Raw genomic sequence first — 12,998 nt, forward strand, 5'->3', positions numbered from 1 at the left:
GGCCGCGCCATGCGGTCCCACGGGTCCTCGGCGCGGCCTCTTCGGGCTCCGTCGGACCGGGGCGACGGTTGTTGTCGGCGACGTCACGTAGGCTCAAGGTGACGGAATTCGTTCGATCTGCGACGAGGGAGGGGGCCCACGTGCTCATCGACACCTACGGCCGAGTGGCCACCGACCTGAGAGTCTCGCTCACCGACCGGTGCAATCTGCGCTGCGCCTACTGCATGCCCGAGGAGGGCCTGCAGTGGCTGTCCAAGCCCGACCTGCTCACCGACGACGAGATCGTCCGCCTGATCGACGTCGCGGTCACCTCGCTCGGCATCGAGGAGGTCCGTTTCACCGGCGGCGAGCCCCTGCTGCGTCCCGGACTGGTCGGCATCGTCGAGCGGGTCGCGGCCCTCGCCCCCCGACCCCGGATGTCCCTCACCACCAACGGCATCGGCCTGCGCCGTACCGCCGAGGCCCTGAAGACCGCGGGCCTGGACCGGGTGAACGTCTCGCTGGACACCCTGCGCCCCGACGTCTTCAAGACCCTGACCCGCCGCGACCGCCACCACGACATCGTCGCGGGCCTGGCCGCCGCCGCCGAGGCCGGCCTGCTCCCCGTCAAGATCAACGCCGTACTGATACCGGGCCTGAACGACGACGAGGCCCCGGACCTGCTCGCCTGGGCGATGGAACACGCCTACGAACTGCGCTTCATCGAGCAGATGCCCCTGGACGCCCAGCACGGCTGGAAGCGCGAGGGCATGGTGACCGCGAGCGACATCCTCGCCTCGCTGCGCACCCGCTTCGAGCTGACCGCCGAAGGTTCCCAGGAGCGCGGCTCGGCCCCGGCCGAACGCTGGATCGTCGACGGCGGACCGCACCGCGTCGGCGTCATCGCCTCCGTCACCCGGCCGTTCTGCGCGGCCTGCGACCGCACCCGGCTCACCGCCGACGGCCAGATCCGCACCTGTCTGTTCGCCACCGAGGAGACGGATCTGCGCGCCGCGCTGCGGGGCGGCGCCCCCGACGAGGAGATCGCCCGGATCTGGCGGCTGGCGATGTGGGGAAAGAAGGCCGGATCCGGTCTGGACGACCCCTCGTTCCTCCAGCCCGAGCGCCCGATGTCCGCGATCGGCGGCTGACCGGAACACCCGGGTTCGTAAGACCCCGGACCGGAAGGCCCGGGGCCGGAAGACCCGGCATCGCGGCATCACGGTCCGCCGGAAGGGCTGGGCGACAGCGCTGGGCGGAAGGTCAGGCGCCCTCGGGCGCGGTCCACTCCGCGAACTTCACCACGTCCTTGAGTAGACCCCGTACCCCCAGGAACTGGGACAGATGCTCACGGTGTTCGTCGCACGCGAGCCAGGTCTTGCGCCGCTCCGGGGTGTGGATCTTCGGGTTGTTCCACGCGAGGACCCACACGGCGTCGGCGCGGCAGCCCTTCGCGGAACAGACAGGGGTCTCGTCACTCACGGATTTCATCTCACAGGTGCGCACACAAGGCGACGCCGAGCAGCCACGGGGGGAGCTGCCCGGCGTCGGTCTGTCGCTCCGACGGGGGATGCGGAGCGCGTACGAAGTATGTCACGGGTAACCGGCCGTCGGGAGCCGGAACAGCAGGATAGATCTGAGCTTTTCTTGAGCTTGGCGCACAGCGTGCTCACGGCTGACGCTCAGTACGATCGCCCGCCGCGTCCTCCGGGACGGATTCCGCGGACTCCTCCCGCGCCGACGGCGGCTCGATCATCGGCGGCGTCGGCAAGGTCACGAACGTCGTCGGCAGCGACGGCGCGTTCTCGCGCCCGGCGTTGGCGACGACCACCGCGATATAGGGCAGAACGGCGCCCAGGACCAGCGCCACGATCGCGACGTGCCGTTCCACGCCCCACAGGGTCGCCGCGAGGATCACCGACAGGGTGCGGATGGTCATCGAGATGACGTACCGGCGCTGCCGGCCGCGCACATCCTCATGGAGGCTCTGGCGCGCTCCGGTGATCCGGAAGACCTCGACGTCGCCCCCACCGCGCAGCTTCCGCATCACATTCCACCATCCGCCCGCATCGGACTCTCCCAGGCCGCCGCCCGGCCGGGAAACCGCGTCCGAACAGCCTCCACGTTACGCCGCGGCTGCGCCGCCTTCGAGACCGGGGCGCATCCCGTCCGGGCGAACCACCTGCGCCGACACCTGTACGACCCGACCCGACATGCGCCGTACGGGGGGCGGGCGGACACTGACCGTACTGCTCACGTCAAGTTGCAGGAGGAGGCAGTCATGGGCTGGCTGTGGGCCATCATCGTGGGGTTCGTGCTGGGCCTGATCGCCAAGGCGGTCATCCCGGGCAAGCAGCACAGCCCCCTGTGGCTGACCACCATCTTCGGCATCCTCGGGGCCGTCGCGGGCAACGCGATCGCCCGCGGACTCGGGGTCGCCCAGACCCCCGGCATCGACTGGACCCGGCATCTGTTCCAGCTGGTGGCCGCGATCATCATCGTCGCCCTCGGCGACATGGCGTACATGTCCCTGCGGGGCAGCAGAAAGCAACGGGTCTGAGGCGCGGCCCCGCCCGCGAAGCCGATCGCGGGGCGCGCACGGCGAAGGGGTGGCCTCCCGCACGGGAAGCCACCCCTCTCGCTCGGTCCGGCACGGCCGGCCGGGACCACCGGTCCGTCCGGCTCAGCCGGCCTCGACCTCGACGGCCGCCAGGTTCTTCTTGCCGCGGCGCAGCACCAGCCAGCGCCCGTGCAGCAGGTCCTCGGGGGCGGGCACCGCGTCCTCGGCGCCGACCTTGACGTTGTTCACGTAGGCGCCGCCCTCCTTGACCGTGCGACGGGCGGCCGACTTGCTGGCCACCAGCCCGACCTCGGCGAACAGGTCGACCACCGGCGCGAGCGCGCCGACCTTGATGTGCGGCACCTCGGACAGGGCCGCGGCCAGCGTCCGGGCGTCCAGGTCCGTCAGCTCGCCCTGTCCGAACAGGGCCCTGGACGCGGCGATCACGGCGGCCGTCTGGTCGGCGCCGTGCACCAGGGTCGTCAGCTCCTCGGCCAGCGCACGCTGGGCGGCGCGCGCCTGCGGACGCTCAGCTGTCTGCTGCTCCAGCTCCTCCAGCTCCGCACGAGAGCGGAAGGACAGGATCCGCATGTACGTCGAGATGTCCCGGTCGTCCACGTTCAGCCAGAACTGGTAGAACGCGTACGGCGTCGTCATCTCGGGGTCGAGCCAGATGGCGCCGCCCTCGGTCTTGCCGAACTTGGTGCCGTCCGCCTTGACCATCAGCGGCGTCGCCAGCGCGTGCACCTGGGCGTGCGGCTCCAGGCGGTGGATCAGATCGAGACCGGCGGTGAGGTTGCCCCACTGGTCGCTGCCGCCCTGCTGCAAGGTGCAGCCGTAGCGCCGGTACAGCTCCAGGAAGTCCATGCCCTGGAGCAGCTGGTAGCTGAACTCCGTGTAGCTGATGCCCTCCTCGGACTCCAGGCGCCGGGCCACCGAGTCCTTGGTCAGCATCTTGTTGACGCGGAAGTGCTTGCCGATGTCCCGCAGGAACTCGATGGCCGACAGCCCCGCCGTCCAGTCGAGGTTGTTCACCATGACCGCGGCGTTCTCGCCCTCGAAGGACAGGAACGGCTCGATCTGCGAGCGCAGCCGGGTCACCCAGTTCGCGACCGTCTCCGGGTCGTTCAGCGTGCGCTCGGCCGTCGGCCGGGGGTCGCCGATCTGGCCCGTCGCGCCGCCGACCAGGGCCAGCGGGCGCAGACCCGCCTGCTGGAGCCGGCGCATGGTGAGGACCTGCACCAGGTGGCCGACGTGCAGGCTCGCCGCGGTCGGGTCGAAGCCGCAATAGAACGTGACGGGACCGTCCGCGAGCGCCTTGCGCAAAGCCTCTTCGTCGGTGGACAGGGCGAACAGGCCCCGCCACTTCAGCTCGTCGACGATGTCCGTCACGGTTCTCGCATCTCCTTGGACGTTCTGACGTTTTCCGGGCGTCGGGCGACGACCGTGGCTACGAGGTTATACGCCCTGGCTGACAGAGCTCATATTGAAGTCCGGCACCCGCAGCGCGGGCATCGCCGCCCTGGTGAACCAGTCGCTCCACTCGCGCGGCAGCGTCTTTTCGGTGCGCCCCGCCTCCGTGGCCCGCCCCAGCAGGTCGACCGGCGACTCGTTGAACCGGAAGTTGTTGACCTCGCCGGTCACCTCGCCGTTCTCCACCAGGTAGACGCCGTCCCGGGTCAGCCCCGTGAGCAGCAGCGTCGCCGGGTCCACCTCGCGGATGTACCAGAGACAGGTCAGCAGCAGCCCCCGCCCGGTGTCCGCGACCATCTCCTCCAGCGAGCGGTCCGTGCCCCCGTCCAGGATCAGGTTGTCGATCGCCGGTGCCACCGGCAGCCCGGTCAGACCGGCACTGTGGCGGGTGGTCGTGAGGTTCTTCAGCTCACCCGCCCCGACCCATTCGGTCGCCCGGACCGGCAGGCCGTTGTCGAACACCGACTGATCGCCCTGCGAGGAGTGCGCGATCACGAAGGGCGCGGTCTCCAGACCGGGCTCGTCCGGGTCGCTGCGCAGGGTCAGCGGCAGTTCCGACAGCCGATCGCCCAGGCGGGTGCCGCCGCCCGGCTTGGAGAACACCGTGCGCCCCTCGGTCGCGTCCCGCCCCGACGCCGACCACATCTGGTAGATCAGCAGGTCGGCGACCGCGGTCGGCGGCAGCAGCGTCTCGTAGCGGCCCGCGGGCAGCCCCACCCGGCGCTCCGCCCAGCCCAGCCGTACGGCCAGCTCCGCGTCCAGCGCGGCCGGGTCCACGTCCTTGAAGTCCCGGGTCGACCGTCCGGCCCAGGCCGAACGGGTACGGTCCGGCGACTTGGCGTTGACCTCCAGCGTCCCGTTGGGCTGGTCGTGCCGCAGGCGCAGCCCCGTCGACGTACCGAGATAGGTCGACACCAGTTCGTGGTTGGCGAAGCCGTACAGCTCACGTCCGCCCGCACGCGCGCGGGCGAACGACTCCCCGAGCGCCGGGGCGAAGTCCGCGAACACCGCGGAGGAGGTCTCCACCGGCGCCTCGGTGAAGCCGGGGGACTGCGACACGCCCGTGACCAGCGGCTGCGCGTCCTCGGCCGGTCCCGCGGCGCTCGCGGCGGCCTCGGCGGCCCGCACCAGCGGCTCCAGCTCCTGCGCCGTCACCGCGGACCGCGACACCACACCCGAGGCGGTGCCCTCCTTGCCGTCGACCGTCGCGATCACCGTGAGCGTACGCCCGCGCGTGACCCCGTTCGTGGTGAGCGCGTTGCCCGCCCAGCGCAGGTTGGCGGTGGAGTGCTCGTCGGCGATGACGACACACCCGTCCGCCCGGGACAGCGACAGGGCCCGCTCGACGACCTCGTGCGGCTTGCTCGAACGGGCGCTCATCGGCCGGCCTCCTGCGTGGTGTTGAGACTGTGCTTGCCCGGGGGACAACCCCCGGATCCCCGGCCGATCCGGATGCGGGCGCTCATCGGCCGGCCTCCTGCGTGGTGTTGAGGATGTTGACGCCCCTGAACAGGGCGGACGGGCAGCCGTGGGAGACGGCCGCGACCTGGCCCGGCTGGGCCTTCCCGCAGTTGAACGCGCCGCCGAGGACATACGTCTGCGGGCCGCCGACCGCCTCCATGGACCCCCAGAAGTCGGTGGTCGTGGCCTGGTAGGCGACCTCCCGCAGCTGGCCGGTGATCCGCCCGTTCTCGATCCGGAAGAAGCGCTGTCCGGTGAACTGGAAGTTGTACCGCTGCATGTCGATGGACCAGGACCGGTCCCCGACGACGTAGACACCCCGGTCGACACCGCCGATGAGGTCCTCCGTGGACATCCCCGCGGGATCGGGCCGCAGCGACACGTTGGCCATGCGCTGCACGGGCACATGGCCCGGCGAGTCGGCGAACGCGCACCCGTTGGACCGCTCGAACCCGGTCAGCCGGGCGGTCCGCCGGTCCAGCTGGTAGCCGACCAGGGTGCCGTCCTTCACCAGGTCCCAGGACTGCGCCTCGACGCCCTCGTCGTCGTACCCCACGGTCGCCAGACCGTGCTCGGCGGTCCGGTCACCGGTGACGTTCATCTGCGGCGAGCCGTACCGCAACGTGCCGAGCTGGTCGAAGGTGGCGAAGGAGGTGCCGGCGTACGCGGCCTCGTAGCCGAGCGCGCGGTCCAGCTCGGTCGCGTGCCCGATGGACTCGTGGATCGTCAGCCACAGGTTGGACGGGTCGACGACCAGGTCGTACAGACCCGGCTCGACACTCGGCGCCCGCATCTTCTCCGCCAGCAGCTCAGGCAGCTCCGCCAGCTCCGACTCCCAGTCCCAGCCCGTGCCGGTCAGATACTCCCAGCCCCGGCCCACGGGCGGCGCCAGGGTCCGCATCGAGTCGAACTCGCCGCTCGACTCGTCCACCGACACCGCTGTCAGCTGCGGATGCAGCCGCACCCGCTGCTGCGTGGTGACGGTCCCGGCGGTGTCCGCGTAGAACTTGTTCTCGTGCACGGTGAGCAGCGAGGCGTCGACATGGTTGATGCCGCGCGCCGCCAGCAGCTGCCCGCTCCACTGCGCCAGCAGCCCCGCCTTCTCCTCGTCGGGCACGCCGAACGGATCGATCTCGTACGACGAGACCCAGGTCTTCTCCGCGTGCACGGGCTCGTCGGCGAGCTCGACAATCCCCCACTGCCCGAAAGGCGTGGGAGGTGCCCCCACGTCGGACCCGGCCGCCCTGATCACCTGGGCGGACAGCTTGGCCATCGCCACCGCCTGGGAGGCGACCTTGGCCGCCGCGTCCATCGTCAGATCCACGCCCGACGCGAACCCCCACGTGCCGCCGTGCACGACCCGCACCGCGTATCCGAGGTCCGTGGTGTCGGACGACCCCGACGGCTTCGCGTCCCGCAGCCGCCACGACGCGCTGCGCACCCGCTCGAAGCGGAAGTCCGCGTGCTGCGCGCCGAGCGCACGCGCGCGTGCCAGCGCGGCGTCGGCGAGAGCCCTGAGGGGCAGTGCCAGAAATGACTGATCGATTTCATGGGGCACGGACGGGGATCCCTTCGGGCTTCTCGCAGAACAGATGGGAGGGTACGGGACCAACTCCCGTACCTTCCCACGAACATCGCGTCTGACGCCGACTCAGCCGTGGTGGCGAAGGTGGCCGAGGCTCGCCTGCGTGCCAGGTCCGAAGGCCCGACCGCTTGATCGATCCACTGTAGGAACCCGACATGACTCGGGGTGTGCCACTGTCGGTGCCCGCTTCCTTGCAGGCAGGCCCCTACCGATAGGTTTTCGGGGAAGCCGCCTGTGGTCCAGTTTTCGGGCGGGTGTGTCAAACCCCTACGGAAAGGGTGATCCGTTGAGCCGCTCGGTTCTCGTCACCGGAGGAAACCGGGGCATCGGCCTCGCCATCGCCCGCGCGTTCGCCGATGCCGGCGACAAGGTCGCCATCACGTACCGGTCGGGCGAGCCGCCGGCTGCGCTGACCGAGCTGGGCTGCCTGGCCGTGAAGTGCGACATCACCGACACCGAGCAGGTGGAGCAGGCCTACAAGGAGATCGAGGCCGCGCACGGCCCGGTGGAGGTCCTGATCGCCAACGCCGGTGTCACCAAGGACCAGCTTCTGATGCGTATGTCCGAGGAGGACTTCACCTCGGTCGTCGACACCAACCTCACCGGCACCTTCCGCGTGGTCAAGCGTGCCAACCGCGGCATGCTGCGGGCCAAGAAGGGCCGGGTCGTCCTCATCTCGTCGGTGGTCGGACTGCTCGGCTCCGCCGGACAGGCGAACTACGCCGCCTCCAAGGCCGCGCTGGTCGGCTTCTCGCGCTCGCTCGCCCGTGAGCTGGGCTCGCGCAACATCACCTTCAACGTCGTCGCGCCCGGTTTCGTCGACACCGACATGACCAAGGTGCTCACCGACGAGCAGCGCGCGGGCATCGTCTCGCAGGTCCCGCTCGGCCGGTACGCGCAGCCGGAGGAGATCGCCGCGACGGTGCGGTTCCTCGCCTCGGACGACGCCTCGTACATCACTGGAGCCGTCATCCCCGTTGACGGCGGACTGGGAATGGGTCACTGATCACCATGAGCGGAATTCTCGAGGGCAAGCGCATCCTGATCACCGGTGTGCTGACGGAGGCGTCCATCGCCTTCCACACGGCCCGGCTGGCTCAGGAGCAGGGCGCGGAGATCATCCTGACCGCGTTCCCGCGGCCCACGCTGACCGAGCGCATCGCCAAGAAGCTGCCGAAGCCCACCAAGGTCATCGAGCTGGACGTCACCAACGACGAGCACCTCGCGCGCCTGGCCGACGTGGTCGGCGAGGAGCTCGGCGGCCTCGACGGCGTCGTGCACTCCATCGGCTTCGCGCCGCAGGACGCGCTCGGCGGCAACTTCCTGAACACGCCGTTCGAGTCGGTCGCCACGGCCATGCACGTCTCGGCGTTCTCCCTGAAGTCGCTGACCATGGCCTGTCTGCCGCTGATGCAGAACGGCGGCTCCGTCGTCGGCCTCACCTTCGACGCCTCCTTCGCGTGGCCGCAGTACGACTGGATGGGCCCGGCCAAGGCCGCCCTGGAGGCGACCAGCCGCTACATCGCCCGCGACCTGGGCAAGCAGAACATCCGCTGCAACCTCGTCTCGGCGGGCCCGCTCGGTTCCATGGCCGCCAAGTCCATCCCGGGCTTCAGCGACCTGGCCTCCGTGTGGGACAACCGCTCCCCGCTGGAGTGGGACCTGACGGACCCGGAGCCGGCCGGCAAGGGCGTCGTCGCCCTGCTGAGCGACTGGTTCCCGAAGACCACCGGCGAGATCGTCCACGTGGACGGCGGTCTGCACGCCATCGGCGCCTGATCTCTCCCGCCCCGTCCCGTACGGCGTCGACGCCCCGTTCCCCGCAGCGCGCGGGGGGCGGGGCGTCACCCGTTCGGCCCCTTCGGCCAGGCCTGAGCGGGTGACGATTGCGCACAATGGAGTAACGCGTACCCCACGCGAGACCCTCCCCAGCACGGCCGAGGAGGTCCCCCTTGTGCGCCTGTCCCACAGCCTGGCCTCAGTGACCGCAGCCGTCGCTCTTGTGCTGTCCCTGCCGTACGAGGCGATGCCGCACCCGCGCGTGAAGGCAGGGGATCCTCCGGCCCCGCGGCAGCCGTTCGGGGCCGAGTGCCGGATCACCGTCGACGGCTCCCATGTCGTCGCCTACTGCCACAACCCCTATGCCGACATCGATCGCGTCGCTCTGCACGTCGAGTGCGACCGTTGGTGGGACCTCGACGTCGACGGTCCCGCCATCGACACCGGGCCCGCGATGACCGTACGGCTGGCCGGCCGGTGCTGGATGGAGGTGCGGTCGGTGTGGATCAGTCACCAGAAGCGCTGAAGCGCCCCGGCCGGCACAGCCGCGGATAGCCGGCCGCCTCCGCGGCGGCCGTGTCCGCGTCGCCCGAGCGGATCGCGTCGACCAGCCGGGTGTGCTGCATGTACCCCTCCGGCGTCAGCTCCTCGCCGACGTCGTCGCGCAGCCAGTCGCGCAGCACCTCGCCCAGGTCCGCGTGCATCGCGGTCATGACGTCGTTGTGGGACGCGGACACCACCGCCAGATGGAAGGTCGCGTCGGCCGCCACGAACGCCTCCGCGTCCCCCGACGCCCAGGCCTCCTCGCGGCGCACCAGCAGCGCGTCGAGCTGCTTGAGGTCCTTCTCGGTACGCCGTTCGGCCGCCAGCCGGGCCGCCGCGGACTCCAGCGCGGAGCGCAGCTCGGCGATGTGCCGCGGATCGGCGCCGGAGAAGCGGCGGTGCATCACGCCCGCCAGCTCGCTGGTCGCCACGACGTAGGTGCCGGAACCCTGGCGGATGTCCAGCAGACCGTTGTGCGCGAGCGCCCGGACGGCCTCGCGGACCGTGTTGCGGGCGACCCCGAGCTGCTCGACCAGCTCGGGCTCGGTCGGGATCCGGGAGCCGACCGGCCACTCGCCCGAGGTGATCTGGTTGCGCAGCTCGGCGATGACCTGCTCGGACAGGGCCGAGCGACGGGGATGGCTCAGGGGCATGGCACACCTTCGCACGCGGCGGGCGGGAGCGGGCCACCCGGGGATGGACAACCAATCATCCCATGATTCTATGATGGTCCCCATGGTGAACGAGGGAACCGGGACGGTGGCGTCCACGAACGCGAGCACGATCGAGGGCCCGATCGAGGGCACGGACGCCGACGCGCGCACGGACACGAGCGCGGACAGGGCTGCGGACAGGGGCGCGAGCCCGGGTACCGGTACGGGTGGCGGCACGGCCGTACGCGCGTGGGCGCCACGTCTGGTCGCCGTCGGCATCGTGCTGTCCGCGCTCAACCTCCGCCCCGCCATCACCAGCCTCGGCGCCCTCCTGGAGGAGGTCCTGGACGGGCTCGGGATGAGCGGCAGCCTCGCCGGAGTGCTCACCTCAGTGCCGCCGCTCTGCTTCGCCGTCTTCGGCGTCATGGCGCCCCGGCTCGCCCGCCGCTTCGGGCCGGCCGCGGTGGTCTGCGCGGGCATGGTGGCGATCACCGCCGGTCTGCTCGTACGGCCGTACACGGGAAGCACGGCCGGGTTCGTGGCGGCCAGCGCGCTCGCCCTCATGGGCATAGCGGTCAGCAACGTCCTGATGCCAGTCATCGTCAAGCGCTGGTTCCCGGACCGGGTCGGCTCCATGACCGGTCTGTACTCCATGGCGCTGGCCCTCGGCACCTCCACCGCCGCCGCCGTGACCGTGCCCATGACCAGGACGCTCGGCGGCAGTTGGCAGACCGGGCTCGCCGTCTGGGCGGGCCTGGCCGCGGCGGCCGTACTGCCGTGGCTGCCGCTGGTGCGGGACCGGGGTGCCACTGCCCCGAGCGTGGCCCTGGCCGAGCGGGTGCCCGGGTCCGGGTCCGTGCCTGCGCCGGCGTCCGGGCGGGCGCCCGAGTCCGGGCGGGCGCCCGAGTCCGGGGCCGGACCCGCGTCCGTGCCCGGGGAGCCGGACCGGACCGCGCTGCGGATCACCCGCAGCCGTACCGCCTGGGCGCTCGCCGTCTTCTTCGGCCTCCAGGCCACGGCCGCCTACATCACCATGGGCTGGATGGCGCAGATCTTCCGGGACTCCGGAGTGCCCGCGAGCACGGCCGGACTGCTGCTGGCCGTCACGATGGTGATGGGCGTCCCGCTCGCCTTCGTCATCCCGCGCCTGGCCACCCGGCTGCCCCACCAGGGCCCCATCGTGCTGGCGCTCGGCGCCTGCGGCCTGGCCGGATACGCCGGCCTGTACTTCGCCCCGGCCGGCGGTGCCTGGGCCTGGGCCGTGCTGCTCGGCGTGTCCAACTGCGCCTTCCCGCTGGCCCTGACGATGGTCGGGATGCGGGCCAGGACCGGCGTGGGCGTGGCCCAGCTGTCGGCCTTCGCGCAGAGCACCGGCTATCTGATCTCGATCCCCGGCCCGCTGCTGGTGGGCGTGCTCTACCAGCACAGTGGCGGCTGGGGGCTGCCGATCGCGCTCATGGCGGCACTGATGATCCCGCAGATGGCCGTGGGCGTGCTGGCCGGGCGCGACCGTACGGTGGAGGACGAGGCGGCGCGCTGACCGCACCCCGGCGGCACCCGGCCGGCGGAGGGTGCGAGACTTGCCCCATGCCCGTGCTCGAACCGAATCCGCCGAACGGCCAGAAGAAGATGCTCATGGTCTTCGGCTCGTTCCTCGCCATCTTCGTGGTCATCGCCGTCATCGCGACGATCGCCTCGCCCTGACGCCCTCGACGCCCCTTCCGGGCCCCTCGCGGCCCGTCCGACCTGGCGCGATCCACCGCGACCCGGCTCCGCGGCCGCCCACCGGCTCCCGCGCCGAGCGGCTGGTCAGGGCGTCCATGGTGGTGCCAGCCCCCCTGTCCCCTAGGGGGTAAGGGTCAGGGTCAAGTGGGTGGGCCACCGGATGGGTTGGGGGCCCTGGACTCCGTAACTTCGAGATGTGGCCGCGACCGGCGGGCCACGGACCACGCGGAGACCAGCGGAGGCATCCATGTCGGCCCCCATGCACACCCGGACCCACCCGGCGACGACCGGGCGTGCCGACATCCGGCTGCCCTGGTGGGCGCTCGCCCTGCCGACGCTGGCCTTCATCACCCTGCTCGCGCTGATCCTGAACCCGTCGGACGCCCAGGCGGCGACCGCGGGAGACCCGGTGATCGCCCATCTCCTTGAGCGCGTACGGGAGTTGCTGGCCCGCAACTGACAGAGTGCCCGAAGGGCCGCCGGGCCCCGCCGCGGCACGGAAAGCCGCCGGTGAAGCCGCATGTCAACTCTCTGCGCCCCATGGCGTGTTTCATGCGAAGCTGGATTCCATGAGCGTCGCTGAATTCCGCAGGATTGTTCTCTTCCGGCATGCGAAAGCCGACTGGCCCCAGGTGACCGATCACGAGCGGCCGCTCGCCGACCGGGGCCGCACGGACGCCGCGGTCGCCGGACTCAAGCTCGCCGACTCCGGCATCGCCTTCGACCTGGCCCTGTGCTCCACGGCGGTCCGGACCCGCGAGACCTGGAAGATCGCCGTCTCGGAGTTCGCGCACCGGCCGAAAACCGCCTACGAGGAGCGGATCTACGATGCCTCGCCCGGAGAGCTGATCGCACTGCTCAACGAGACGCCCGACGACGTGCACAACCTGCTCCTGGTCGGTCACAACCCGGGTGTGCAGAACCTCGCCGACATCCTGGCCGGTTCGGCCGAGGGCGACGCCCGGCAGCGGATGAGCGCCCGGGGCTACCCGGCCGCTGCCTTCGCCGTGCTGACCTTCGAGGGGTCCTGGAAGACCCTGGAGCCCGGCGTGGCCACTCTGGTCGACTACTGGGCGCCGAGCGACTGAGCGCTCACCCGCCGCGCACGAGGGGTCCTGCACCGGGTCGGTGGAGGACCCCACGTCGTCGCGTCGCTCGCCGTGGTCACCGCCCCCGGCCGGGCGGGGTCGGTAGAGCGTGGGGTTGGGGAAGAGTGGGGGTTGTGTTGTGTTGATGTGGG

Annotated in this window: 15 protein-coding genes; 9 read left to right on the forward strand and 6 right to left on the reverse strand. The window is 71.1% G+C overall.

The window, feature by feature from the left end; translation table 11 throughout:
* Positions 1 to 140 precede the first annotated feature (140 nt).
* On the forward strand, positions 141 to 1,130 hold the full coding sequence (gene moaA, locus ABT085_RS34705; RefSeq protein ID WP_351617216.1) for a GTP 3',8-cyclase MoaA: 990 nt from the start codon (positions 141 to 143) through the stop codon (positions 1,128 to 1,130).
* Between the two features lie 112 nt (positions 1,131 to 1,242).
* On the opposite strand, the gene ABT085_RS34710 is transcribed toward moaA, so the two are convergent.
* Both ABT085_RS34710 and ABT085_RS34715 read right to left on the reverse strand, forming a co-directional pair.
* Positions 1,243 to 1,461, reverse strand: coding sequence for a hypothetical protein (locus ABT085_RS34710; protein ID WP_351617219.1), 219 nt, complete (start codon positions 1,459 to 1,461; stop codon positions 1,243 to 1,245).
* Positions 1,462 to 1,648: 187 nt separating this feature from the next.
* Positions 1,649 to 2,026 carry a DUF3099 domain-containing protein gene (locus ABT085_RS34715; protein ID WP_351617221.1) on the reverse strand — a complete coding sequence of 126 codons (378 nt, stop codon included), beginning with the start codon at positions 2,024 to 2,026 and terminating at the stop codon, positions 1,649 to 1,651.
* A 234-nt stretch (positions 2,027 to 2,260) separates the two neighbouring features.
* On the opposite strand from ABT085_RS34715, the gene ABT085_RS34720 reads away from it, so the two are divergent.
* Positions 2,261 to 2,539 (forward strand): GlsB/YeaQ/YmgE family stress response membrane protein, encoded by a 279-nt coding sequence (locus ABT085_RS34720; protein WP_351617224.1) that lies wholly within the window; start codon positions 2,261 to 2,263, stop codon positions 2,537 to 2,539.
* Positions 2,540 to 2,662: 123 nt separating this feature from the next.
* Here ABT085_RS34720 and tyrS read toward each other — a convergent pair whose 3' ends face one another.
* From tyrS to ABT085_RS34735, 3 genes are all read right to left on the reverse strand, one after another.
* Positions 2,663 to 3,931, reverse strand: a complete 1,269-nt coding sequence (gene tyrS / locus ABT085_RS34725; RefSeq protein WP_351617227.1) for a tyrosine--tRNA ligase — start codon at positions 3,929 to 3,931, stop codon at positions 2,663 to 2,665.
* A 66-nt stretch (positions 3,932 to 3,997) separates the two neighbouring features.
* Complete coding sequence (locus ABT085_RS34730; RefSeq protein ID WP_351617230.1) at positions 3,998 to 5,392, reverse strand: metallopeptidase TldD-related protein; 1,395 nt, start codon at positions 5,390 to 5,392, stop codon at positions 3,998 to 4,000.
* Positions 5,393 to 5,474: 82 nt separating this feature from the next.
* Positions 5,475 to 7,031, reverse strand: coding sequence for a TldD/PmbA family protein (locus ABT085_RS34735; protein WP_351617232.1), 1,557 nt, complete (start codon positions 7,029 to 7,031; stop codon positions 5,475 to 5,477).
* Positions 7,032 to 7,344: 313 nt separating this feature from the next.
* Between ABT085_RS34735 and fabG the strand changes: the two genes are divergently transcribed.
* The 3 genes from fabG (at position 7,345) to ABT085_RS34750 (ending at position 9,363) form a co-directional block, all read left to right on the forward strand.
* Positions 7,345 to 8,064: a 3-oxoacyl-[acyl-carrier-protein] reductase gene (gene fabG, locus ABT085_RS34740; protein ID WP_351617235.1), complete on the forward strand. Its 720-nt coding sequence runs from the start codon at positions 7,345 to 7,347 to the stop codon at positions 8,062 to 8,064.
* A gap of 5 nt (positions 8,065 to 8,069) precedes the next feature.
* Positions 8,070 to 8,837 carry an enoyl-ACP reductase FabI gene (fabI, locus tag ABT085_RS34745; RefSeq protein ID WP_351617237.1) on the forward strand — a complete coding sequence of 256 codons (768 nt, stop codon included), beginning with the start codon at positions 8,070 to 8,072 and terminating at the stop codon, positions 8,835 to 8,837.
* Between the two features lie 175 nt (positions 8,838 to 9,012).
* Positions 9,013 to 9,363 (forward strand): hypothetical protein, encoded by a 351-nt coding sequence (locus ABT085_RS34750; RefSeq protein WP_351617240.1) that lies wholly within the window; start codon positions 9,013 to 9,015, stop codon positions 9,361 to 9,363.
* Here ABT085_RS34750 and ABT085_RS34755 read toward each other — a convergent pair.
* On the reverse strand, positions 9,344 to 10,033 hold the full coding sequence (locus ABT085_RS34755) for a FadR/GntR family transcriptional regulator (protein WP_351617243.1): 690 nt from the start codon (positions 10,031 to 10,033) through the stop codon (positions 9,344 to 9,346). The genes ABT085_RS34750 and ABT085_RS34755 overlap by 20 nt on opposite strands.
* A gap of 73 nt (positions 10,034 to 10,106) precedes the next feature.
* Here ABT085_RS34755 and ABT085_RS34760 point away from each other — a divergent pair, with 73 nt between their 5' ends.
* The 4 genes from ABT085_RS34760 (at position 10,107) to ABT085_RS34775 (ending at position 12,846) form a co-directional block, all read left to right on the forward strand.
* On the forward strand, positions 10,107 to 11,573 hold the full coding sequence (locus tag ABT085_RS34760; RefSeq protein ID WP_502982870.1) for a CynX/NimT family MFS transporter: 1,467 nt from the start codon (positions 10,107 to 10,109) through the stop codon (positions 11,571 to 11,573).
* 47 nt (positions 11,574 to 11,620) lie between these two features.
* Positions 11,621 to 11,737 carry an SGM_5486 family transporter-associated protein gene (locus ABT085_RS34765; protein ID WP_351617251.1) on the forward strand — a complete coding sequence of 39 codons (117 nt, stop codon included), beginning with the start codon at positions 11,621 to 11,623 and terminating at the stop codon, positions 11,735 to 11,737.
* Between the two features lie 268 nt (positions 11,738 to 12,005).
* Complete coding sequence (locus tag ABT085_RS34770; protein WP_351617254.1) at positions 12,006 to 12,218, forward strand: hypothetical protein; 213 nt, start codon at positions 12,006 to 12,008, stop codon at positions 12,216 to 12,218.
* 109 nt (positions 12,219 to 12,327) lie between these two features.
* Positions 12,328 to 12,846 carry a SixA phosphatase family protein gene (locus ABT085_RS34775; protein WP_351617257.1) on the forward strand — a complete coding sequence of 173 codons (519 nt, stop codon included), beginning with the start codon at positions 12,328 to 12,330 and terminating at the stop codon, positions 12,844 to 12,846.
* The last annotated feature ends 152 nt before the right edge of the window (positions 12,847 to 12,998 follow it).

Source organism: Streptomyces sp. NPDC002265, from assembly GCF_040296125.1.
Lineage (GTDB): Bacteria > Actinomycetota > Actinomycetes > Streptomycetales > Streptomycetaceae > Streptomyces.